This is a genomic window from Streptomyces sp. NPDC086080, from assembly GCF_044540255.1.
In the GTDB taxonomy this organism is placed as follows: domain Bacteria; phylum Actinomycetota; class Actinomycetes; order Streptomycetales; family Streptomycetaceae; genus Streptomyces.
The window spans coordinates 93,231-114,443 of the sequence record NZ_JBITRU010000029.1; the positions used below are offsets into that span (position 1 = coordinate 93,231).

The 21,213-nt window shown below is 72.5% G+C and carries 21 protein-coding genes and 1 pseudogene; 5 read left to right on the forward strand and 17 right to left on the reverse strand.

The genetic code is table 11. From position 1 onward, the window contains the following. The first annotated feature begins 87 nt into the window (after positions 1-87). The 3 genes from ACIF9R_RS28695 to ACIF9R_RS28705 all read left to right on the forward strand — a co-directional run bounded on the left by ACIF9R_RS28695 (position 88) and on the right by ACIF9R_RS28705 (position 3,703). Complete coding sequence (locus tag ACIF9R_RS28695) at positions 88-1,323, forward strand: ricin-type beta-trefoil lectin domain protein (protein ID WP_399985277.1); 1,236 nt, start codon at positions 88-90, stop codon at positions 1,321-1,323. Positions 1,324-1,607: 284 nt separating this feature from the next. Next, entirely contained in the window at positions 1,608-2,162 is a 555-nt protein-coding gene (locus tag ACIF9R_RS28700; protein WP_399985278.1) for a tellurite resistance TerB family protein, read from the forward strand. 89 nt (positions 2,163-2,251) lie between these two features. Beyond that, positions 2,252-3,703 (forward strand): WGR domain-containing protein, encoded by a 1,452-nt coding sequence (locus tag ACIF9R_RS28705; RefSeq protein WP_399985279.1) that lies wholly within the window; start codon positions 2,252-2,254, stop codon positions 3,701-3,703. A gap of 81 nt (positions 3,704-3,784) precedes the next feature. On the opposite strand, the gene ACIF9R_RS28710 is transcribed toward ACIF9R_RS28705, so the two are convergent. Next, positions 3,785-4,522 (reverse strand): D-Ala-D-Ala carboxypeptidase family metallohydrolase, encoded by a 738-nt coding sequence (locus tag ACIF9R_RS28710; RefSeq protein WP_399985280.1) that lies wholly within the window; start codon positions 4,520-4,522, stop codon positions 3,785-3,787. 231 nt (positions 4,523-4,753) lie between these two features. Here ACIF9R_RS28710 and ACIF9R_RS28715 point away from each other — a divergent pair, with 231 nt between their 5' ends. Then, positions 4,754-5,476: an FAD binding domain-containing protein gene (locus ACIF9R_RS28715; protein ID WP_399985281.1), complete on the forward strand. Its 723-nt coding sequence runs from the start codon at positions 4,754-4,756 to the stop codon at positions 5,474-5,476. An 82-nt stretch (positions 5,477-5,558) separates the two neighbouring features. Here ACIF9R_RS28715 and ACIF9R_RS28720 read toward each other — a convergent pair. From ACIF9R_RS28720 to ACIF9R_RS28795, 16 genes and pseudogenes are all read right to left on the reverse strand, one after another. Continuing rightward, positions 5,559-5,648, reverse strand: a pseudogene (locus tag ACIF9R_RS28720) (universal stress protein); the annotation flags it as partial. 114 nt (positions 5,649-5,762) lie between these two features. Further along, on the reverse strand, positions 5,763-6,830 hold the full coding sequence (gene hypE, locus ACIF9R_RS28725; protein WP_399985282.1) for a hydrogenase expression/formation protein HypE: 1,068 nt from the start codon (positions 6,828-6,830) through the stop codon (positions 5,763-5,765). Continuing rightward, complete coding sequence (gene hypD, locus ACIF9R_RS28730) at positions 6,823-7,962, reverse strand: hydrogenase formation protein HypD (protein ID WP_399985283.1); 1,140 nt, start codon at positions 7,960-7,962, stop codon at positions 6,823-6,825. Before hypD ends, hypE begins: the two co-directional genes overlap by 8 nt. Then, positions 7,959-8,261, reverse strand: coding sequence for a HypC/HybG/HupF family hydrogenase formation chaperone (locus tag ACIF9R_RS28735; protein WP_399985284.1), 303 nt, complete (start codon positions 8,259-8,261; stop codon positions 7,959-7,961). Before ACIF9R_RS28735 ends, hypD begins: the two co-directional genes overlap by 4 nt. A gap of 41 nt (positions 8,262-8,302) precedes the next feature. Next, positions 8,303-10,684 (reverse strand): carbamoyltransferase HypF, encoded by a 2,382-nt coding sequence (gene hypF, locus ACIF9R_RS28740; RefSeq protein WP_399985285.1) that lies wholly within the window; start codon positions 10,682-10,684, stop codon positions 8,303-8,305. Beyond that, positions 10,681-11,376 carry a hydrogenase nickel incorporation protein HypB gene (hypB, locus tag ACIF9R_RS28745; protein ID WP_399985286.1) on the reverse strand — a complete coding sequence of 232 codons (696 nt, stop codon included), beginning with the start codon at positions 11,374-11,376 and terminating at the stop codon, positions 10,681-10,683. The genes hypF and hypB overlap by 4 nt, the downstream gene beginning before the upstream one ends. Before the next feature lie 2 nt (positions 11,377-11,378). Further along, positions 11,379-11,774, reverse strand: a complete 396-nt coding sequence (locus ACIF9R_RS28750) for a hydrogenase maturation nickel metallochaperone HypA (protein ID WP_399985287.1) — start codon at positions 11,772-11,774, stop codon at positions 11,379-11,381. 106 nt (positions 11,775-11,880) lie between these two features. Further along, positions 11,881-12,000 carry a DUF6893 family small protein gene (locus tag ACIF9R_RS28755; protein ID WP_399985288.1) on the reverse strand — a complete coding sequence of 40 codons (120 nt, stop codon included), beginning with the start codon at positions 11,998-12,000 and terminating at the stop codon, positions 11,881-11,883. Continuing rightward, complete coding sequence (locus ACIF9R_RS28760; RefSeq protein WP_399985289.1) at positions 11,997-12,560, reverse strand: hydrogenase maturation protease; 564 nt, start codon at positions 12,558-12,560, stop codon at positions 11,997-11,999. Before ACIF9R_RS28760 ends, ACIF9R_RS28755 begins: the two co-directional genes overlap by 4 nt. Beyond that, positions 12,557-13,972, reverse strand: a complete 1,416-nt coding sequence (locus tag ACIF9R_RS28765; RefSeq protein ID WP_399985290.1) for a hypothetical protein — start codon at positions 13,970-13,972, stop codon at positions 12,557-12,559. Before ACIF9R_RS28765 ends, ACIF9R_RS28760 begins: the two co-directional genes overlap by 4 nt. Beyond that, positions 13,969-14,607: a DUF6084 family protein gene (locus tag ACIF9R_RS28770; protein WP_399985291.1), complete on the reverse strand. Its 639-nt coding sequence runs from the start codon at positions 14,605-14,607 to the stop codon at positions 13,969-13,971. The genes ACIF9R_RS28765 and ACIF9R_RS28770 overlap by 4 nt, the downstream gene beginning before the upstream one ends. Continuing rightward, positions 14,604-15,257 (reverse strand): DUF5947 family protein, encoded by a 654-nt coding sequence (locus ACIF9R_RS28775; RefSeq protein WP_399985292.1) that lies wholly within the window; start codon positions 15,255-15,257, stop codon positions 14,604-14,606. Before ACIF9R_RS28775 ends, ACIF9R_RS28770 begins: the two co-directional genes overlap by 4 nt. Further along, positions 15,254-15,838, reverse strand: a complete 585-nt coding sequence (locus tag ACIF9R_RS28780) for a hypothetical protein (RefSeq protein ID WP_399985293.1) — start codon at positions 15,836-15,838, stop codon at positions 15,254-15,256. Before ACIF9R_RS28780 ends, ACIF9R_RS28775 begins: the two co-directional genes overlap by 4 nt. Beyond that, positions 15,835-17,616, reverse strand: a complete 1,782-nt coding sequence (locus ACIF9R_RS28785; RefSeq protein ID WP_399985294.1) for a nickel-dependent hydrogenase large subunit — start codon at positions 17,614-17,616, stop codon at positions 15,835-15,837. The genes ACIF9R_RS28780 and ACIF9R_RS28785 overlap by 4 nt, the downstream gene beginning before the upstream one ends. A 72-nt stretch (positions 17,617-17,688) precedes the next feature. Further along, complete coding sequence (locus ACIF9R_RS28790) at positions 17,689-18,777, reverse strand: hydrogenase expression protein HypE (RefSeq protein ID WP_399985295.1); 1,089 nt, start codon at positions 18,775-18,777, stop codon at positions 17,689-17,691. A 56-nt stretch (positions 18,778-18,833) separates the two neighbouring features. Then, entirely contained in the window at positions 18,834-20,540 is a 1,707-nt protein-coding gene (locus ACIF9R_RS28795) for a hydrogenase maturation protein (RefSeq protein ID WP_399985296.1), read from the reverse strand. A 282-nt stretch (positions 20,541-20,822) separates the two neighbouring features. Here ACIF9R_RS28795 and ACIF9R_RS28800 point away from each other — a divergent pair, with 282 nt between their 5' ends. Continuing rightward, on the forward strand, positions 20,823-21,209 hold the full coding sequence (locus ACIF9R_RS28800) for a hypothetical protein (protein WP_399985297.1): 387 nt from the start codon (positions 20,823-20,825) through the stop codon (positions 21,207-21,209). The last annotated feature ends 4 nt before the right edge of the window (positions 21,210-21,213 follow it).

Below are 21,213 nucleotides of genomic sequence, written 5' to 3' on the forward strand. Positions count from 1 at the left end.
TTGAATCGAGTCGTTGCGCATTCACCCCCCCCCACACCCTCGTTCGGCGCACCCGTCCCCACGGGCCGCCGTACGGAAGGGAGAGCCATGTTCTCTCCGCGCACCCGTCGCCGATGGCTGATCGCCGCCCTGTCCGCCGTACTCGTCGCCTCCGGCGCGGTCGGTACGACCGCGCGGGCCGAACCGGCGGACGCCACCGCCGCGGCGGCCGTCACGTTCTCGGACACCTTCGACGGGCCCGCCGGCGCGGCCGTCGACTCCTCGAAGTGGCAGACCGAGACCGGCGACAACGTCAACAACCACGAGCGGCAGTACTACACATCGGGCAACCGGAACGCCGCCCTGGACGGTCAGGGCCATCTGGTCATCACGGCCCGCAAGGAGAACCCGGCCAACTACCAGTGCTGGTACGGCACCTGTCAGTACACCTCGGCACGGCTCAACACCGCGGGCAGGTTCACCGCGCAGTACGGGCACGTCGAGGCGCGGATGAAGATCCCGCGCGGACAGGGCATGTGGCCGGCGTTCTGGATGCTGGGCACGCCGGTGAACTGGCCGGACTCGGGCGAGATCGACATCATGGAGAACGTCGGCTTCGAGCCCTCCACGGTGCACGGAACGATCCACGGTCCCGGTTACTCCGGCTCCGGCGGCATCGGCGCCGGGTACACACTGCCGGGCGGACAGGCCTTCGCGGACGCCTTCCACACCTTCGCCGTCGACTGGGCACCGGACTCGATCACCTGGTCCGTGGACGGGAACGTCTACCAGCGGCGCACCCCCGCCGACCTGGGCGGAAAGCAGTGGGTGTTCAACAAGCCGTTCTTCCTGATCCTCAACCTGGCAGTGGGCGGCTACTGGCCCGGTGACCCGGACGGATCCACCGTCTTCCCGCAGCAACTCGTGGTGGACCACGTATCGGTGACCACGAGCGACTCACCGGCCGGTGGCGCGATCCGCGGCCTGGCCGGCAAGTGCGTCGACGTCGCGGGGGCCGGCACGGCGAACGGCACCCCCGTTCAGCTCTACGACTGCAACGGCACCGCCGCCCAGCAGTGGTCGGTGGGCGGCGACGGCACGATCCGGGCGCTCGGCAAGTGCCTCGACGTCGCGTCGGGCGGCACGGCGGACGGCACGCCCGTCCAGCTGTGGGACTGCAACGGCACCGCGGCCCAGAAATGGGTCGTGACCGCGGCACGCGACATCGTCAACCCGCAGGCCGACAAGTGCCTGGACGTGACGGGCAACAGTTCCGCCAACAGCACCCGGCTGCAGATCTGGACCTGCTCGGGCGGCGCCAACCAGAAGTGGACGGTGGGCTGAGCCGGAGCCGGAGCCGGAGCCGGAGCCGGAGCCGACGTCGCCGACCGTCGCCCAGGACCTCACCGTCCGGGGCGGCGGTCGTTCGTCCAGCCCGGCGGTGGCCCGGCGGTGGCCCGGCGGTGGCCCGGCGGTGGCCCGTCGCGGACGACGCCCCGATGGGCTTTGCCCTTCTTCCGTCCCGCGGGAACATGGCCGGGGCCGCGTCCGTTTGACCGGACGACCGTGCAGACCCGGGCTGACGACCAGGACCGGGTGGACAGCGACACAACCCGAGGTGGCACCGAATGGCGATGTGGGACCGGCTCAAGGACCAGGCAAGGACGCTCCAGCAGTCCCAGGGCGCAGCGAGGCCGGGAGCACGGCAGCAGGGGCACGGCTCGTCCTCCCCCGGCGGCGGCTCCAAGGCCAAGCTGGTGGGGCTGTTCAAGACCCAGCTCGCCTCGGCCAAGGCGGAGCTGAAGAGCGGCGCCTACCGCGACGCGAGCATGGCGATGTGCGCGCTGGTCGCGGCGGCCGACGGCCGGGTCGACCCGGTGGAGCGGCAGCGGGTGGAGGAGCTGATCGTCTCCAACGAGGTGCTGCAGAATTTCCCGCCGGACCAGCTCCGCAAGCGGTTCAACGAGCATGTGGACCGGCTCACGGCCCACTTCGAGCAGGGCAAGGCGCGGGCGCTGGAGGACATCGCCAAGGCGGCGAAGAAGCCGGTCGAGGCGCGGGCGGTGGTGCAGACCGGAATGGTCGTCGCCGGCGCGGACGGCAGCTTCGAGCCCGCCGAGCAGTACGCCGTCCGTGAGGCGTGCGCGGCGCTCGGTCTCTCGCCGCAGGAGTTCGGCCTCTGACGGCAGCCCCGATGTCAGTGGCACCTCCTACGGTGTGATCAGTGGGCCCGCCGGAGCGGCCGAGGGCCCGTCTGGGGAGGGGTGTTGCCATGTCCGCCGGGACCGCGGTGTCGACGACGTATCTGGAGCTGTCGCAGGAGGGTGGCGGCGCGCACAAGTTCTACGAGGTGTCGGTCGACGGCCAGGTGGTGACGGTGCGGTACGGCCGGATCGGCGCGGCGGGGCAGACCCAGACGACGACGTTCGCCTCGGCGGCGAAGGCGCGGGCCGCCGCGGCGAAGAAGGTGGGGGAGAAGGTCCGCAAGGGCTATGAGCCGGCGGTGCCCGGCGGGCGGGCCCCGCGTGCGGTGACCCGGCGTCAGGTGGCCTCGGCGCCGTCCACCGCGCGCGCCGTGGCTCCCGTGCTGTGGCGGTTCGGGACGGGCTCCTCGGCGTTCGGCATCCATGTCGACGACGACCGCTGCTGGGTCGGCAACCAGTCAGGAGACGTCTTCACCCTGGACCACGAGGGCGGCGTACTGGCCCGGTTCAGTCTGCCGGACGGCGTGAAGTGCCTGGTGGCCGACGACTTCTGGATCTACGCGGGCTGTGACGACGGCCGGGTCTACGACCTGTCCTCGAAACTGCCGTTCGCCGCCTACGACATCGCCGCGGATGTCGACATCTTCTGGCTGGACATCCACGAGGGCGTTCTCGACGTCTCGGACCGCGAGGGCCGGCTCACCGTCATCGACCACGAGGACGAGCACCAGTGGTCCCGCCGCAGCCAGGGTGAGCACGCATGGATGGTCCGTGCCGACGACCGGGCCGTCTATCACGGCCACCATCGGGGCGTCACGGCCTACGCACCCGACGGGAGCGGCGAGTTGTGGCACACGCCCACCCGCGGCGGTGTGCTGTTCGGCTGGCAGGAGGACGACACCGTCTACGCGGGTACGGCGCACCGGGTGGTGCAGCGGCTGTCGAAGGCGACCGGTGCCGTCGAAGCCACCTACGCCTGCGACAGCTCCGTGTACTCGTGCGCCACCGCGCCGGGCGGACGGTTCGTCTTCGCCGGCGACTCCGCGTCGTCCGTCTACTGCTTCGACCGGGACGGCACCCGGCTGTGGAAGCTCGGCACGGGAGGCGGATCGGCGCTGTCGATGCAGTACCGGGACGAGCGGCTGTACCTGGTGACCACGGACGGTTCGCTGGTGTGCGTGGACGCGAGCGAGGCGGCGGTCTCCGCGGCGCAGCAGGGCACCGTGCCGGTCGCGCGGGACGTCAAGCTCGCCGCGGCCCTGCCCACCTACACACCGGCCACGACCGCGACCGCGGTGGCCACCGTCGCGCAGGCGCCGTCCGGCGCCGTGGTCGTCGAGTGCGTGCAGGACCACGGGCGGCTGCGGGTCCATGTCGTGTCCGGCGGCTACGACGCGTCCTGGAACGTGCAGTTCCCGCGCGCGATACGGGTCCCCGGCGCGCGCTATGTCGTGGACGCGCTGCACCCGGCGGCCGGCGGCTTCTACCGGGTGCGGGGTGAGATCCGGCGGCTGCTGTGACCCGCAGGCGCACCGCCCGTTCCGGCGCCCGGAGGTTCCCCGGAAGGGCCGGGGAACCCCCGCTCGGCGGCCGGCGTCCGTTCAGATGCCGCAGGTCGGCGCGGACCAGTAGCGGCTGGCGCGGTGGTCGACGTGGGTGTGGTCGTCGTGTCCCGGGTAGCCGGGTCCGAGGATGCCGCTGAAGCCGTGGTTGCGGGCCTGCTTGGCCAGGGTGCACAAGGAGTGCGGTCCCGCGCCCAGGTCGGCCGCGTCGCCGTACAGATGGCGGCTGTTGCTCGCTCCGCCGACGGCGTCGTTGCAGGAGTGGGAGCGGAAGCCGCTGGTGACCCGGATCGACTGGTCACCGAGCGCGTGCCGCAGGGCCTCCAGCTTCCACATCGTCCGCAGCGCGTTGGACTTGGCCGTTGCGGCACTGACCGCGCCGCCCGACCAGGTCGAGTTGCAGCGGTTCAGTTCGGCGTAGGAGAAGTGGATCGGCGTGCAGTCGTCGTCCTGGAGGGCGTACAGCTTGTTGTAGGTGTTGGGGCCCGCCACCCCGTCGGCGGCCAGGCCGTAGGCCGACTGGAAGCGTTTGAGCGCGGCCGCCGTGGCCGGGCCGAAACTGCCATCGACAGCCAGCACCGACCCGTAACCCGGATAGCCGCCCAGCCGGATCTGGAGCTGGGTGACATCGGCGCCCGAGGCGCCCTGGGACAGGGTGCGGGGCCAGGTGTAACAGCCGTCGGCGTGCGCGGTGCCCGCGGTGGCGACGGTACCCACGACTATGCCGGTCGTGAGCATGACAATCGAGAGAATGAGTCGTACAGCGCGTCCGAGCATGCGATCTCCGGTCCTGGGACGTGTGGGCTGGGCTGAGTGACGAGTCATGTGACGCGCGTCAACCATGAGGCACGCACCCGACCGAGCGCAAGGGCACGCCCTGATGGGCGCACGCGGCCGTCCCGTGAGCCTTGTACGCGCCCCCGGAGCCGGGCCGACAATGCAATGCCCCGATCACCCCGTGAAGTGGCGTGTCTCCCCGCCCCTGTTGAGGAAAGCAGGTCGCCCGTCGTGCTGCTGCATCTGCCCACGTCCCTGTCCGAAGCCCAGCGCTGTCTCGCCGAGGGAGCGGTACCCGTAGGCGGCGCCACGCTCGTGTGGGGCCTCTGGCAACGCGACGGCTTCCCCGAGCAGGCGATGTCCCTGCGCGCGCTCTCCGAGGCAAATCTGATAGACCGCCAGGCACTGGGCGGGGCGGTCCTGCTGCACCAGGTGGACGACCGGGTGCCGGAAGTGCTGCACCGGGCGGCCTCCACCGTCGGGACCGGCGCCGTACGCCGCACGGCCACCGTCGGCGGCAACATCGTGGGCAGCACGCTGCGCTGTCTGCTCCCGGCCGCGCTGGTCCTCGACGCGCGGGCGACCGTTCTGGACAGCGAGGGCGCGTACGAGACCGACCTCGGCGAAGTGGTGGCCAAGCGTCATGTGCTGCTGGGTCTGCGCTGGCGCGACCCCCTGACGAGCGGCTACTACAAGGCGCCCGGCGAAGTGGGAGGCCCGCCGCCGCTGGTCGTCGCCACCGCCGTACATGCGGGGAACGACGGCCGGCGGCGTCTCTCCGTCGCCGTCCGGGACGGCTACGAGGTGACCAGCGCGACCGCCGACTGCCACACCGGACCCGAGCTGACGCTCGGCGCTCTCGACCGCACCGTCCTGGCGTCGCTGCCCGGGCCGGCCCGGGAGGCGGTGCGCCGGGAAGCGACCCGCGTCCTGGACCGTCTCGCGGACCGCTGACCACGGCGCGCCCTCCGTGCTGCCCGAACGGCACGGGGACGAAGGGGCAGCCGTCCGCGTCCTTGCGGCGCCGGACCACGGCGACCGGGCAGGACGCGTGCCGGGCGTGGCGCCGGCCGACCGAGCCCGGCACCGCCCGGGCGAACCCGCCCCGTCCGCGGTGGCCCCCCACCGGCCGTACGAGGAGGGTGATCCGTCCACCCCCACGGCCCCCGCGCCCCGGGCTCGGCGGATCGCACGGTCACCCCGCTCACCGGTCGCTGTCCGGGGCTCCCCGCCGCCGGGCTCAGCAGATACGCGGGAGCTGTTCACCCATCGGCAGATCCACCACCCGGGTACCTCCGAGCCCGGTCCGTGCGACGACCATCCCCGGATGCTCCGCGACCGCCTCACCGATGACGGCGGCACCGGAGCCCAGAGGGTGCGCCCGCATCGCGGCCAGGACCGCGTCGGCGTGCTCCCGGGGCACGAAAGCGACGAGCTTGCCCTCGTTGGCCACGTACATCGGGTCGAGCCCCAGCATGGCGCAGGCTCCGGCCACCGGCGGCGGCACCGGCACGGCTCGTTCCCGGACGACGACCCCGCACCCCGACGCCACGGCGATCTCGTTCAGCGAGGCGGCCAGGCCCCCGCGGGTCGGGTCGCGCAGCACGTGCAGGTCCGGGGTGACCGACAGCATCGCCTCGACGAGCCCGCCGAGCGGCGCGCAGTCGCTCTCGATCTCCACCTCGAACGTCAGGTTCTCCCGCCGGCTCATGACGGCCACACCGTGCACGCCGATGTCGCCGCTCACCAGCACCACATCTCCGGGCTCCACCCGCTGCGGACGCAGATCGACGCCGGCGGGAACCACACCGATGCCGGACGTGTTGATGTACACGCCGTCACCGTGTCCTGCCTCCACGACCTTGGTGTCACCGGTCACCACGCGTACCCCGGCGGCGCGGGCCGCACGGCCGAGCGCCTCCGCGACCCGGCCGACGGTCTCCATCCCGACGCCCTCCTCCAGGATCAGCCCGCAGGAGAGGTACGCCGCCCGGGCCCCGCTCATCGCGAGGTCGTTGACCGTGCCGTTGACCGCCAGGTCACCGATGCTGCCGCCAGGGAAGAACAGCGGCCGGACCACGAAGGAGTCGGTGGAGAACGCGAGCCGGGCACCGCCGAGCTCGACCACGGCGGAGTCGGTGAGCGCGGCCGGAGCGGCCCCGCCGAGCCCCGGAAGGACCACCTGCTCGACGAGCTCGGCGGACAGTGCGCCGCCCCCGCCGTGGCCCATCACCACACGCGGCCGGTCACGCAGGGGCGCCGGACAGCTCCAGGAGAGCATGTCGGGCGCGGTGGTGGTGTCAGACAACGGAACTCGCCTCCCGGTCCGGGGCGGCCGCGTTCGGCACGGGCAGGTCCAGCCGCCGGTACAGGTAGTACGCGGCGCAGGCGCCCTCACTGGACACCATGGTGGCCCCCAGCGGCGTGCGCGGCGTGCACGTCGTCCCGAAGGCCTCGCACTCGTGCGGCTTCAGCAGTCCCTGCAGCACCTCGCCACTGCGGCACTCCGCCGGTTCCGCCGTGGCGATGTGTCCCACCTGGAACCGGTGCTCGGCGTCGTAGTCCCGGTAGCGCGCCGCCAGCCGCCAGCCGCTGTCCGGGATCACCCCGATGCCGCGCCAGGCGCGGTCGGCGACCTCGAAGACGTCGTCCAGCATCGCCCGCGCGGCGGGGTTGCCCTCGTCCCGTACGGCGCGCGGATAGGCGTTGTCGACGATGTACTCGCCACGCTCCAGCTGACGCACGGTCCGCCGGACGCCTTCCAAAATGTCCAGCGGCTCGAACCCGGTCACCACGATGGGCACCCGGAACCGCTCGGCGAGCGTGGGGTACTCCCGCGTTCCCATCACGCTGCACACGTGTCCGGCCGCCAGGAACCCCTGGACCCGGCAGTCCGGCGACTGCATGATCGCCTCGATCGCGGGAGGCACCCGGACGTGCGAGACCAGCAGACTGAAGTTGCGGATGCCGCGTTTGCGGGCCTGATGCACCGTCATCGCGTTGGGCGGCGCCGTGGTCTCGAAACCGATACCGAAGAACACCACCTCCCGGTCCGGGTTCTCCTCCGCGATCCGCAGCGCGTCGAGCGGCGAGTACACCACGCGGACGTCGCCGCCCTCCCCGCGGACCTGGAACAGGTCACGTCCCGTGCCCGGCACCCGGAGCATGTCGCCGAAGGAGCAGAAGACGACCTCGGGCCGTGAGGCGATCGCCAGCGCCTTGTCGATCACCTCCAGCGGCGTCACACAGACCGGACAGCCCGGGCCATGGATCAACTCCACCTCGTCGGGGAGCAGTTGGTCGATGCCGTGCCGGATGATGCTGTGCGTCTGGCCGCCGCACACCTCCATCAGCGCCCACGGCCGGGTCACCGTGGCCCTGATGTCGTCGAGCAGGCGTGCCGCCAGCCCGGGGTCCTGGAACTCGTCGATGTACTTCACCGCCGTGCCTCCCGCACCAGCTCGTCGCCGCCCGCCTGCGCGGCCTGTTCCCATGGATCGCCGAACTCCTCCTGGAGCATGCCGAGGTCCTCGAACAGCTCCAGGGTCCGGCGGGCCGACTCCTCGTCCAGCCGCTGCAGCGCGAAGCCGACATGGACGATGGCGTACTCACCGACCCGCAGATCGGGCAGGTACTCCAGACACACCTCCTTGACCACCCCGCCGAAATCGACGGTGGCCATCCGGGTGCCGTCCCGTTCCTCCACGCCCAGCACTCTGCCGGGTACCGCCAGACACATGCGGATCTCCTCACTTGTCGCGCGGGGGGCGCCCGCGTCCTTCATCGGGCCGTGGCCCCCGCCCGGGCGGCCACGACCAGCTGGCCGAGCGCCAGTCCGCCGTCGTTCGGCGGGACGTCGTGGTGGCGCAGTACGGTGAAACCGGCCGTACGCAGCTCACGGGCGCAGGCCGAGGAGAGCAGGGCGTTGGAGAACACCCCACCGGTCAGGGCCACCGTCCGCAGCCCGGCCGCCCGCCGGGCCGCCACGCACACGTCCCGCACCAGCCGGGCGACGGCCAGATGGAACCGGACGGCGATCACCGCCGCGGGCACCCCGCGCCGTACGTCCTCCACCACCGCCGTCAGCAGGGGCGCCGCGGAAGCGGCCGACGGTCCCGGGCCGTCCGTGAGAGCGAACGCGTAGCGCGGGTCGTGCGGCTCGTCGTCACCGGCCGCGACCGCCGCGGCCTCCAGCTCGATTGCCGCCTGCGCCTCGTATCCCGCGTGGTGGCACACCCCCGCCAGGGAAGAGACCGCGTCGAAGAGCCGGCCCATGCTGGAGGTCGGTACGCAGTTCAGGTTCCGCGCCAATTGGGTACGCAGCACGCCGAGTTCGTCCGGAGGACAGGCGACGGTGCAGGGCAGGTCCGCGTCGGCGGTGATGCCGGCGGCGTGCAGATGGGCCAGCGCCATCCGGTACGGCCTGCGCACCGCCGCGTCGCCGCCGGGCAGCGGCACATAGGCCAGATGCGCGAACCGGTGGAACCCGTCGTAGTCCGCGAGGAGGAATTCACCGCCCCACACGGCACCGTCGTCGCCGTGCCCGGTGCCGTCGAAGGCGACCCCGATCACCCGGCTTCCCCCGGCGACGCCGTGCTCGGCCAGGACGGAGGCGATGTGGGCGTGGTGATGCTGGACCCGTACCACCGGACGGCCCCGGGCGTGCCGCCGCGCCCACGATCCCGACCGGTATGCCGGATGTGTGTCGGTGGCCAGCAGCCCCGGCCGCACCCCGGTCACCGACTCCAGGTGCCGCTCGGCCCGGCCGAACGCCTCCTGTGTGGCGAGGTCGTCCATGTCCCCGACATGAGCGGACAGCCAGGCCCGGTCCCCCTGCCCGAGGCAGAAGACGTTCTTGAGATCCCCGCCGACCGCCAGCGCCGGTACCACGGGAACCGGCAGAGTGACCGGCAGCGGCGCGTAGCCCCGGGAACGGCGCAGCACCAGCGGCTCGCCGTCGAGGACGCGGACGACGGAGTCGTCGCACGGCACATGGACGGGGCGGTCGTGGGTCAGCCATGCGTCGGCCAGTTCGGACAGCCGCTCCAGGGCCTCGTCGTCGTCCGTCACGATGGGCTCCCCGGACACGTTCCCGCTCGTCATCACCAGCAGCCGGGGCGCCCCCGCCGCCAGCAGCAGATGGTGCACCGGCGAGTACGGCAGCAGGACACCGAGGTCGGGGCAGCCCGGCGCGACGGAATCGGCGGGCACCGGCACCCCCGGTCCGGTCCGGACGGCGGTGCGCCGCCGCATCAGCACCACGGGCCGCACCCGCCCCGTGAGCAGTTCCCGCTCCACCGGGCCCATGTGCACCAGATGCTCGACGTCCCGCGCGCCCGGCGCCATGAGCGCGAACGGTTTGTCCCCGCGGGCCTTGCGCCGGCGCAGCTCGGCCACCGCCTCCGGGCGGGTGGCGTCGCAGGCGAGGTGATAGCCGCCGATCCCCTTCACGGCGAGCACCTTGCCCGCGGCGAGCAGCGCGCGCGCCGCACCGAGGGGGTCGTCGTCCGCGGGCAGTGACAGGCCGGCGCAGCCGGGGCCGGTGACGAGCCGCAGCCGCGGACCGCAGGCGGGACAGGCGACCGGCTGTGCGTGGAAACGACGGTCACGGGGGTCGTGGTACTCGCGCGCACAGTCCGGGCACAGCGGGAAGCCCGCCATCGTCGTGTGCTCACGGTCGTACGGCAGTCCGGTGACGATGGTGAAGCGCGGCCCGCAGTGCGTACAGGTGATGAAGGGATGGCGGTGGCGCCGGTCGCCGGGGTCGCCCAGTTCGGCCAGACAGTCGTGGCAGGTCGCGGTGTCGGGGGCGACCAGCGTGCGCACGGGACCGCAGGACCGGGACGCGACGATGCCGAATCCGCTCTCCCGTGTCACGGGCAGCTCGGAGGTCTCCACCGACTCCACCACCGCGAGCGGCGGTGCGTCGGCCGACAGGCGCGCGCAGAACCGGTCGATCGCCGGGGACGGGCCCTCGACCTCCACCACCACGCCGTCACCGGTGTTCGTCACGTGCCCCGCCAGGCCGAGACCGGTGGCCAGCCCGTACACGAACGGCCGGAACCCCACACCCTGCACCACGCCCCTTACGACCACCCGGGCGCGCCGCACGGCACCCGCCCCGACGGCAGTCGCAGGGCGGACCCCGGGAGCGGTGCTCACGCCCCGGCCCGCGCCATCACCGGCGCGTGAACGCTCTTCCCGTCGGCCGCCGCGAGCGCCCGGTCCACCAGGACCCCGGCGCCCTCGCCGGTCCGCACGGAGGTGAGCACCACCTCGACGCCCGGGTTGACCCGCTCCACATGGGCGCGGAAGGCGGCCTCGTCGAAGGCGGCGGGACCGGCGAGGTCGGACTTGGTGACGATCACCAGCTGGGCGAGCCCGAACGCGGTCGGGTACTTGAGCGGCTTGTCCTCGCCCTCCGTGACGGACGCCAGGACGACCCGCAGGGACTCGCCCAGGTCGTAGGAGGCGGGGCACACCAGGTTGCCCACGTTCTCCACGAACAGCAGGCGGGTGGCGTCGGGCAGCCAGTCGTGCAGATGCCCGGCGAGCATGTCCGCCTCCAGATGGCACAGACCGTCGGTGAGTACCTGCTTGACCGGGACACCGGAGCGGGCCAGCCGGGTGGCGTCGTTCTCGGTGGCGAGGTCGGCGGTGAGGGCCGCGGTCGCGACACCGCGCTCCCGGGCCAGCCGCAGCTCACGCTCCAGCAGGGCGGTCTTCCCGCTGCCCGGGCTGGACAGGAGGTTGACGACCGTCGTGCCCCGGGCGGTGAGTTCGGTACGCAGGATGCGTGCCGCCATGGTGTTCTTGGCGAGCACGGCCTGCCGGAGGTCGACTGTGCGGCACATCGTCAGCTCTCCTCGGATTGCGCCGCCGGTGCGGGACCGGGGGCGGTGGAAGCCGCGGACCAGTGCACCTCGGTGATCCTCAGTTCACGGCCCGCGAGCAGTTCGGTGGCGCCGGCGCGGCAGGTGGCGCAGATCATGTCCGGTGGCATCCCCGTCTCCCAGCTGCGCCCGCACGGGGCGCACGACGCCCGCCCGGGCACGAACCGGGTGACGAGCTCGGCGCCCTCCAGCCGTGTCCCGGCACAGGCAAGTTCGAAGCAGAAGGCGAGCGCGTCGGGGACGACCCCGGCCAGCTCACCGATCTCGACGGCGACCCGGCGCACCCCGTGCGCGCCGTCCGGCCGTGCCGCCTGCTCGACCTGGTCCACGACCGACAGGGCGACGGACATCTCGTGCATCGCCGCTCCGTCCTGGGCCGGGGGTGGTGGGGCCGCTGCCCATTAGAGGCACGACCGGGACGGCCGGCCGCCCGGCGCGCCGGAGCCGTAGCCCGATCGGACCGCCTCACATCCTGCGCATGCGCAGGTAACGCCGCACGTCGGGCCAGATGCTCGCGGCGATCGCCACCAGTGCGGACAGGGAGATGACGGCGGCGACACCGCCGGCGACGCGCTTGCTGCTCATGGTGCTCTCCGGATGGGGGAAGGGGGATGAGGGCCGGGTCGGACGACGGCTTCGTCGCCGACCGGTTCGCCGATCAGGCCGACGACCAGGTGCACCGCCTCGGGCACCGCCGCGGCGACCCGGGGGCTGAGGCCGATGCGCTCCTCGACGGTGGCGGGTTCGCATCCCACCACCAGCGTGCGCCGGGGCGGCACCGCACCGGTGCCCGCGCACAGGGTGTCGAGCAGGGCGAGTACGGCGTCGGGTGACATGCGGTGGCCGTCCAGGGGGACGCCGTCCGGTGGCTGGCGGCTGCCGGGTTCCGCCGCGTCGATCACGTACAGGGTGCCCGGCTCCCCGCCCCGCGCCGTCGCGTCGAGGACGACCAGCGTGTCGTAGCCGTCGAGGAGCCGGTAGGCCAGATGGACGCCGCGGATGCCGATGTCGGCCACCTCGACCCCGTCCGGCAGCGGTCGCCCGGCCAGGGCGCGGGCGGCCTCGACACCGAACCCGTCGTCGCCGAGGAAGATGTTGCCGACTCCGGCGACCAGGGCGCGCGGGCGGGCACTGCCGCCGGTCATGGTGTCTCCACGGCGATCTCGTCGGGCTGGAAGTACAGGTACCGGCCCTGCTCGCGGCGGATGTCGGCGCCCGGATCGTCCTCGACGGTGACCGCGATGTGCACGCCCCCGTCGACGTCGTGCAGCACCGCCTCCACCAGGGCGCGCCGGCCGGTCAGGAACAGGTCCTGGGCGTCGGTGTGCCGCAGCCGGGGCCGCAGGACGACACGGCTGCCCGCCCGCACCTCCTGGCCGTCGACCAGCACGTGGTCGTGGGCCGGGTCCACCGAGGCGTCCGCGCCCGGATCCCACCAGGGGGTGTCCGGCCGGGCGACGCCGCCCCGCGCGTCGGCGAACACCGGTGTACGCGGGACGGGTTCGGTGACCTCGCGCAGACCGCGGACCGCGCCGTGCAGCCGCTCCAGCACCTCCGCCGGCATCGACTCGGTGAGGTCGATCACCGCCGCCGCCCGGTCGTCCGTACCCCTGGCCTCCCGCTTCTCCTCGTCGGTGAGCGCCGCGGTGCGCAGGGCGAGGATCTCGTCGATCTCCGTGGCGTCGTAGAGGGCGCCCGGACTCTCCGGGGCGATGGCCGGATGGTCCTCCAGGATGATCGGGGAGGAGAGCACCAGGTCGGCGGAGGCCGGTTCACCGGCCGGCACGGGCCAGGTGTGCAGATTGCGGCAGGCCGCGGCCGCGCCCCTGGCCCACTCCGGAGGATCCGTCAGCGACAGGAAGTGCCCGGCGTCCAGGTGCAGCAGTGTGTGCGTGGCGACCAGGGAGCGGGACAGCGCGGCGTCCCGTCCGGCGCCCTCCTCGGGCAGCCACTCGCCGGTGTTCTCCACGACCACGCTCAGCCGCTGGGTCGTGTACGGCCCGTCCAGCGGGACCGCCGACAGGCGCAGGACGCCCTCGACCGCCTCGCGGCGCCGCACCAGGCGTCCCACGACCGTCCCGGCGGCGTCGGCGACCGGTTCGGTCTCCTCGCCCGCCGGCCGGCCGAAGGGGACCACGGTGCCCCCGTCCGCCAGTTCCCCGACCGGAACGGTGATCCGGACCCGTTCCTCCCTGCCCTCGTCCCACGGGACCACCACCCGGTCCTCCAGGCGCAGTTCACCGACGGTCTCGAAACCGCCGCCCGGCACGACCCGCTGGACGGTGCGCCGCTGGGCGTGCAGGAACCGCACCTCGACCGAAAGGGTGGCGCCCCGGCGGGGCTCCATCAGCACTTCGGTGTGCTGGAACTCGTGCTCCCCCTCCCGCGCCGTCCAGGACGGGGGCACCAGCACCCCGAACTGCCAGCGCAGCCGGTTCTTGGCGGCCGACGCCCGGTACGGGTAGAGCACGTACCCCTCGAACAGCACGGCGTCGGCGACCTGGCGCGCCACCGCCAGCCGGGCCTCGGCCGAGGAGGTGAACGTCGTCGTGGTCATGGTGTCCTCTCGCCCGCCGCTGCCAGCAGCCGGTCCACGGTCGTCCGCCAGGAGGGCAGGGCCCGGCGGGACCGGTAGGCGAGCAGCGCGTCCATCGTGTCCCTGGGCAGCCTGATCCAGGCCGAGCCCGGGAAGTGCTGGTCGACCATCTCCCGCCAGGTCTTCACCGGCATCCGGAACACGGCCTCCCGGTCCCAGGGGACCGGCTCGACCCGGAAGCCGCCGGTGCCGGTGAAGGCGGTACCGGAGAACAGCATCCGCAGCGGCACCTCCCCGTCCGTGAGGGCGTGGAAGTAGCGGGAGGAGGCGATGTCCATGTCGTAGGTGCAGGGCACGACCACATCGGTCTCCGTCTCGCCGGTGAACCCCTTGACCATCACCGGGACCTGGGCGAACTCCAGCGGGTTGAGACTGCTGCCCCAGCGGGAGCGTTCACCGAACAGATCGGTCAGCGCGGCGGCCTCGGTGTCGTCGTAGCTCCGGCGGGCAGGCTCGATCCGGATCTGGCAGCGCAGCGCCAGCGCGTGGACCGGGGTGCCGGAAGAGGCGGTGACCCGCAGCCGGAAGACCAGCGCAGGACCCACGGCGTACGGGTCGGCGCGCACCCCCGTGCACAGGAAGCCGAAATCGGTCACGACGCGCTCTCCCGGGGGACACGGGCCCGCTCGCGCACATGGCCGAAGAACTCCTCCAGATCGGCCCGCGCCTCGGCGCCCCCGTCGAAGCCCTGCCAGCGCAGTCGCATGCGGCCCACCAGTTCGTAGCAGATGTCGATCGGCACCAGATGGCACTCCACCCGTCCCTCGTGGCGGCGCAGCAGCAGCGCCTCCACATCGGGTTCGAGGAGCCCGGCCAGCGGCGTCGCCTCCAGCACGGTCTGCCAGGCCTCGGGCTCCAGCTCGCTCTCGGTGGCCCCGGCGGGGCTCGGGTAGAGCGCGACCGGCCGGTCGAGCGCGGAGTTGCGGAAGAAGAAGACGACACCGACCGGGATACGCAGACGTTCCCAGGCCGTCTCGTCCAGACCGTCCCCCGGGTCGCCCAGATACCGGCCGGGAACCGTGCGGAACCGTCCCCCTGCCGCGCCGGGCCGGTCCAGCAGCTGGGCGCAGGGGCCGCAGGCGCAGGCCAGAGCCCGGTTCTCGACGTCGACCAGATGCCGGTGACCGGAGCCCGGCAGCGTCGCCGAGCACAGCTCGCAGCGTTCCCCGGGGGGCCGGCGCGGCCCGGTGAACCGGAACAGTCCCCGGCGCTGCCGCGTACCCGGTCCGGGCGGGGAGGCGCTCACGGTGCCGCGGTGGCCGGCGGCCGGCCGCTCGTCCCGGCCGGGGACCCGCCGGGCGGGCCGGCGCCGATCTGGAGCAGCACCGGCCCGGGGGCCGGTTCCGGCTCCAGCGTCACCGCCGTCACCTCCGGCGCGGCGCACGCGAGAGCGTCGCGGCACGCCTGCTCGACGGCGTCCCGGGACCCGCCGCAGCCGCAGCCCCCCGAGGAGGTCAGCCGCAGCCGCAACTCACCCGTGTCCGGGTCGAATCCGGCGTCCTCCACGGCGTGCGGGAGGGCGTCGAGGGCGCGTCGGATCCGGGTCGGTGCGTCGTCCGGGTGCAGACCGTGCAACACCAGCAGACCCGCCACGAGTTCGTCCCGGAGCAGGGCGTCCACGGCCTGCTGGGACGGCCGTTGTGGATGGCGGCCGAGCAGTTCCATGGTCCGCGCGAATCCGGCGCCGTAGAACTCCATGAGCACACGCACGAGTTCCTCGGCGGCCTCGCAGGCCGCGCGGTCGCCGGAGGAGGCGAGCCGGTCGAGGACCTCTTCCACCATCCGCCCCGCCGTCTCCGCGTCCGGTCCCGCGGTCGTGCGGCTCATCCGGCCAGTCCGCTCAGACCGGTGGGGACGTGCATCGACTTCACCGTCCGGCCGTCACCGACGTACATGTGCACACCGCACGGCAGACACGGGTCGAAGCTGCGCACGGTCCGCATGATGTCGATGCCCTTGAAGTTCTCCGGGGAGTTCTCCTCGAAGATCGGTGTGTTCTGCACCGCGTCCTCGTACGGGCCCGGGGTGCCGTAGGTGTCACGGGTCGAGGCGTTCCACGGGGTCGGCGGGTACGGGTGATAGTTCGCGATCTTTCCGTCCCGGATCACCATGTGATGGGAGAGGACTCCGCGCACCGCCTCGGTGAAGCCCACGCCGATGGCCTCGTCCGGCACCTCGAACTTCTCCCACGTCTGGGTGCGTCCGGCCCGTACCTCCTCGAGCCCCTTCTCCGCGCTGTGCAGGGCCACGGCCGCGGCGTACGCCTGGAAATAGGTGCGCGCGCGGTTGCGTTCCAGCGCGTTGGACCACTTCGGGATCTTCCACTCGAAGGTGGTCTCCGGCTTGGTGAGCGTGCGCGGCAGGTTGATGACGACGCTGTGCCCGGTCGCCTTGACGTACCCGACGTCCACCAGCCCGGACAGCGCGGTGGACCACAGCCGGGCGAGGGGGCCGCCGCCGGTGTCGAGCGGCAGGTGGTCCGTGCCGTCGAACCAGCGCGGGGACATCACCCAGCTGTACTTGTCGTCGAAGTTCCGCTTCTGCGGTGCGGGGATGGTGTGCTGGTTCCACGGGTGCCGCGGGTCGACCGGGTTGCCGAGCGGGTCGTGGGTGACGAACCGCTCCTGGCCCTCCCAGTCCTCGTAGTAGGAACTGCCCAGCAGGATGCGGATGCCGAGGTTGATCTCGGTGAGGTCGTTGGTGACCAGTTTGCCGTCCACGATCACACCCGGGGTGACCAGCATGCGCCGTCCCCAGTCCGTCATGCCGGCGTAACGGAAGTCGCAGTGCTCCGGGTCCTGGAACGCGCCCCAGCAGCCGAGCAGTACCCGTCGCCTGCCGACCTCCTCGTAGCCCGGCAGGGCCTCGTAGAAGAAGTCGAACAGGTCGTCGTGGAGCGGCACGACCCGCTTCATGAACTCGCAGTAGCGCATGAGGCGGGTCATGTAGTCCGTGAAGAGCTGCACCGAACCGATGGTGCCGACGCCGCCCGGGTACAGCGTGGAGGGGTGCACATGGCGGCCCTCCATCAGGCAGAACATCTCCCGGGTGTACCGGCTGACCTGGAGCGCCTCCCGGTAGAACTCGCCCTCCAGCGGGTTGAGCGAGCGCATGATGTCGGCGATGGTGCGGTAGCCGTGGTCGGCGGCGTGCGGGGCCTCGGTGCGTTCGGCGAGTTCGAGGACGCCCGGGTTGGTCTCGCGGACCATCTTCTCGCAGTAGTCGACCCCCACCAGGTTCTCCTGGAAGATGTTGTGGTCGAACATGTACTCCGCGGCCTCACCGCAGTTGATGATCCACTCACCGAGGTGCGGCGGCTTCACGCCGTACGCCATGTTCTGCGCGTACACCGAGCAGGTGGCGTGGTTGTCGCCGCAGATGCCGCAGATGCGGCTGGTGATGAAGTGCGCGTCGCGCGGGTCCTTGCCCCGCATGAAGACGCTGTAGCCGCGGAAGACCGACGAGGTGCTGTAGCACTCGGCGACCCGCTTCTGCTTGAAGTCGATCTTCGTGTGGATGCCGAGGCTGCCCACGATCCGGGTGATCGGGTCCCACGCCATCTCCACCAGGCCGGTGCCGTCACCGGTCGTCGTCGAGGTCGCCATTGTGTCGGTACTGCCCTTCGGTCGTTCGGGTCGGTGAGCGGGTCGGCCAGTCGGTGGGGCAGGAGGCGCCGGTCACCAGGGCGGCCGGTAGCCGGTGGTGAGCTTGCGGCCCGTGCGGCGCCACTTGGGCTCCTTGTCCACGGTCTGCATCGTGATGGTCCGCAGCTTGCGCACCACCGCTCCGTAGGCGCCGCTGGCCGCGCTGGAGAGCCGCGCGCCCGGCGGCTCGTCCATGAACGGCATGAACTTGTCGGGGAAGCCGGGCATGGTGCAGGCGATGCAGATGCCGCCGACGTTCGGGCAGCCTCCGATGCCGTTCATCCAGCCGCGCTTGGGCACGTTGCACTTCACCACGGGCCCCCAGCAGCCGACCTTCACCAGGCACTGCGGTGAGTCGTACGAGGTGGCGAACTGCCCCTGCTCGTAGTAGCCGGCCCGGTCGCAGCCCTCGTGCACGGTGGCGCCGAACAGCCAGGTGGGGCGGAGCTTGTCGTCCAGCGGGATCATCGGCGCGGAGCCCGCCGCCTGGTAGAGCAGATAGGTGAGGGTCTCGGCGAAGTTGTCGGGCTGGATGGGACAGCCCGGGACACACACGATCGGGATGCCGGCCCGTGACGTCCAGTCCCAGCCCAGATAGTCCGGCACCCCCATGGCGCCGGTCGGATTGCCGGCCATGGCGTGGATGCCGCCGTAGGTCGCGCAGGTGCCGATGGCCACGACGGCGAGCGCCTTGGGGGCGAGCCGGTCGATCCACTCGCTGGTGGTGATCGGCTGACCGGTCTCCGGGTTGTCCCCGAAGCCGGACCAGTAGCCCTCCCGTTTGATCGCCTCGTTCGGCACGGACCCCTCGACCACCAGGACGAACGGATCGATCTCGCCGCGCTCGCCCTTGAAGAACCACTCGATGAAGGTGTCCGCGCCCCCGACCGGCCCGCATTCGAAGTCGATGAGCGGCCAGTGCACGGCGATCTTCGGCAGTCCCGGCAGTCCGCCGAGTGCGATCTCCTCGATGCTGGGCTGCATGGCGGCCGTCAGGGCGACCGAGTCGCCGTCGCAGCTCAGCCCGGCGTTGATCCAGAGGATGTGGATCGGCTTGTCGTCCGTGCCGACGGCGCCGGAGGTCTCCGGCTCGGCGTTCGCGGCCGGGGGGCTTGCGTTCATCAGGGCCTCCTGGGGAGGGGTGCGGCAGTGCCGGTGTCCCGGTGGGTGTGCGTGGCTCAAGCGTCGGCCACACCGGCCGGTACCGCAGGCGGGACCGTCGGTGGTTCCTTGCGTACGAACGCCCGGCGGAGCGCGTGGTACGGCGCCGCGGGGTCAAAGAAGATCCTGTGCATGTGCGCGAGTTCCCGCTCGCGCACCGCCGCCAGCGGGGTGACGGACTCCCGGCGCTCGCTCTCGGCCTTCTTCCCGACGAGCCGTGACCGGGCACCGGAGGAATCGGCCCAGCGCTGAGCCAGCCGGGTGACCTCGGCGCGGAAGCGGGCGGGAGCGCAGTCGATCACCCGGTCGGCCAGGCCGATGTCCCGTGCCCGTGCGGCACCGACCGGAAGTGCCTCCCGGGTGAGCCGCCGCGCGGCCGCGGCGCCCACCCGCCGGGGCAGGCTGTAGGTCCAGTACTCGGAGCCGTACAGGCCCATGAGGCGGTAGTGAGGGTTCAGCACGGAGCCGGAGCGGCACCACACCTCGTCGGCGGCCAGCGCCAGCATGACGCCCCCCGCTGCCGCGTTGCCGCCGATCGCGGCGACGACGAGGCGGTCGGTGGTGGTCAGGACGGCCTCGACGAGGTCGTCCATCGCGTTGATGCACGACCAGGACTCCACCGCCGGATCGGGCGCCGCCTCGATGACGCCGAGGTGGATGCCGTTGGAGAAGAAGTCGCGGTCGCCGCCGAGGACCAGCACCGACGTGGGCCGCTCGCAGGCGGCCCGGTAGGCGTCCAGCAGCCGCCGGCAGTGGTCGGTGGACATCGCGCCGCCGGGGAAGGAGAACGACAGCGTCCCCACGGGGCCGTCCTCCCGGTACCGGATGTCCGACCAGGGGGCGCCGTCCCCGGCGGGGCACAGCGGCGGCGCGGACACCTCCGGGACGCGCGACAGCCGTCCGGCCAGGGCCAGTGCGGCGGGCAGCTTGGGGGCCCGTGGCACGCCGGGGCCGGTACGGGCCCGCAGTTCGGGGATCCACACGGCGCCGTCGGCCGTGGCCCGGCAGACGGCGCCCGCCCGGGTGGCCAGCAGTTCGCCGGGGCGTCCGCGCAGCCGGTACTCGGGATGCCCGCCGTGCAGGAACCATTCCTCGCCCAGCAGTTCGTCCCGGACGCCGGGCTGGGAGTCGGCGGCGCGCAGCTTGCGCAGTACCGTCCCGGTGGAGTCGCCGGCCCATGCGATTCGACGGGTCTCCTGCCGCATCGGCGGGCGGGTCCGGGCGCCCGGCACGGCCGGAAGGGTGCTCTGCCGGGTGGGGGAGTGGCGGCCGGAGGCGAACCGTTCGACGGCGGTCAGTACGGCGTCGAGGGCCGCGTCGGCCAGTTCGCCCCGGTACAGATCGCTTTTGCCGACCCGGGGCACGGGGAACGCCGCCGTGGCCCACACCGGCCCCGCGTCCCTCTCCTCCTCGGCCTGGAGAACGGTGACCCCCCACTCGGTGGCGCCCTCATGGATCGCCCAGTCCAGGGAGGAAGGACCGCGGTCGCCGACGGGCCCCGGGTGCACGATCAGACAGGTCCGCGCCGTCCACACCTCCCGGGGGACGACCGTCTTCAGCATCGGGGCCACGATCAGCCCGGGATCGTGCCGGCGCACGGCGCGGACCACGTCATGGCCGGTGGGCGTCACCTCGACGGCGACGGGGTGCCCGCGGTCCCGCAGTTCCGCGTGGACCCGTTGGGTGAGGCTGTTGTTGGCACTGGCGATGAGCAGGATGCGCACGCGGCGGCCTTTCCGGGGTGCTGCGGCCGTCGACGAGGGGCGGCCCGGCTGTCTGCGATGGTCGGACACACCAGGCCGGGAATGTGGACATGAATCCCCCGTGTCACCCGTGCGAGTGGCGGCTGGGTCCACCTGGCAGGCCGCCGGCAGGGTCAGGGCGGCCTGCCGCACGGATGACACAGTCCGGATCGGCCGATATGACCGGAATCGTGATGAGTGGGAGGCTTTTCTTGCCGGGGCGCTGAGGAACGTGCCCCTACGAGCGGACAGGTGGGCCGACACATGCCTGACGAACGCAAGCAGCCGAAACCGTCACGGGACCACGGGCCCGGTCGCCACCAGGGGACCGAACACCATGGCTGGTCGCCCGACGTCGACGAGACGCGGCAGGAGGAGAACCCGAGCGCCCGCCGCTCCTTCCACGCGGAGAGGCACGCGCCCCCGCGCGGAGCGGGCCGGGCGCACGCCGAGGAGGAGCACACGTCCGTCCCGGGCGATGTCGCGCGCAGTGACGCCAGGCGGGGCGAGGAGTACGGGGAGCAGCCCGAGGAAGGCAGGCGGGACACGGGACGCAGGGGCCGCTCCGGGCGCCCCAGCGGAACGAAGGACGAGTCCGCCTTCACCGGTGTCGATCCCGACGACTCCGGGACCGGACGCCGTCCGGGCTGACGGG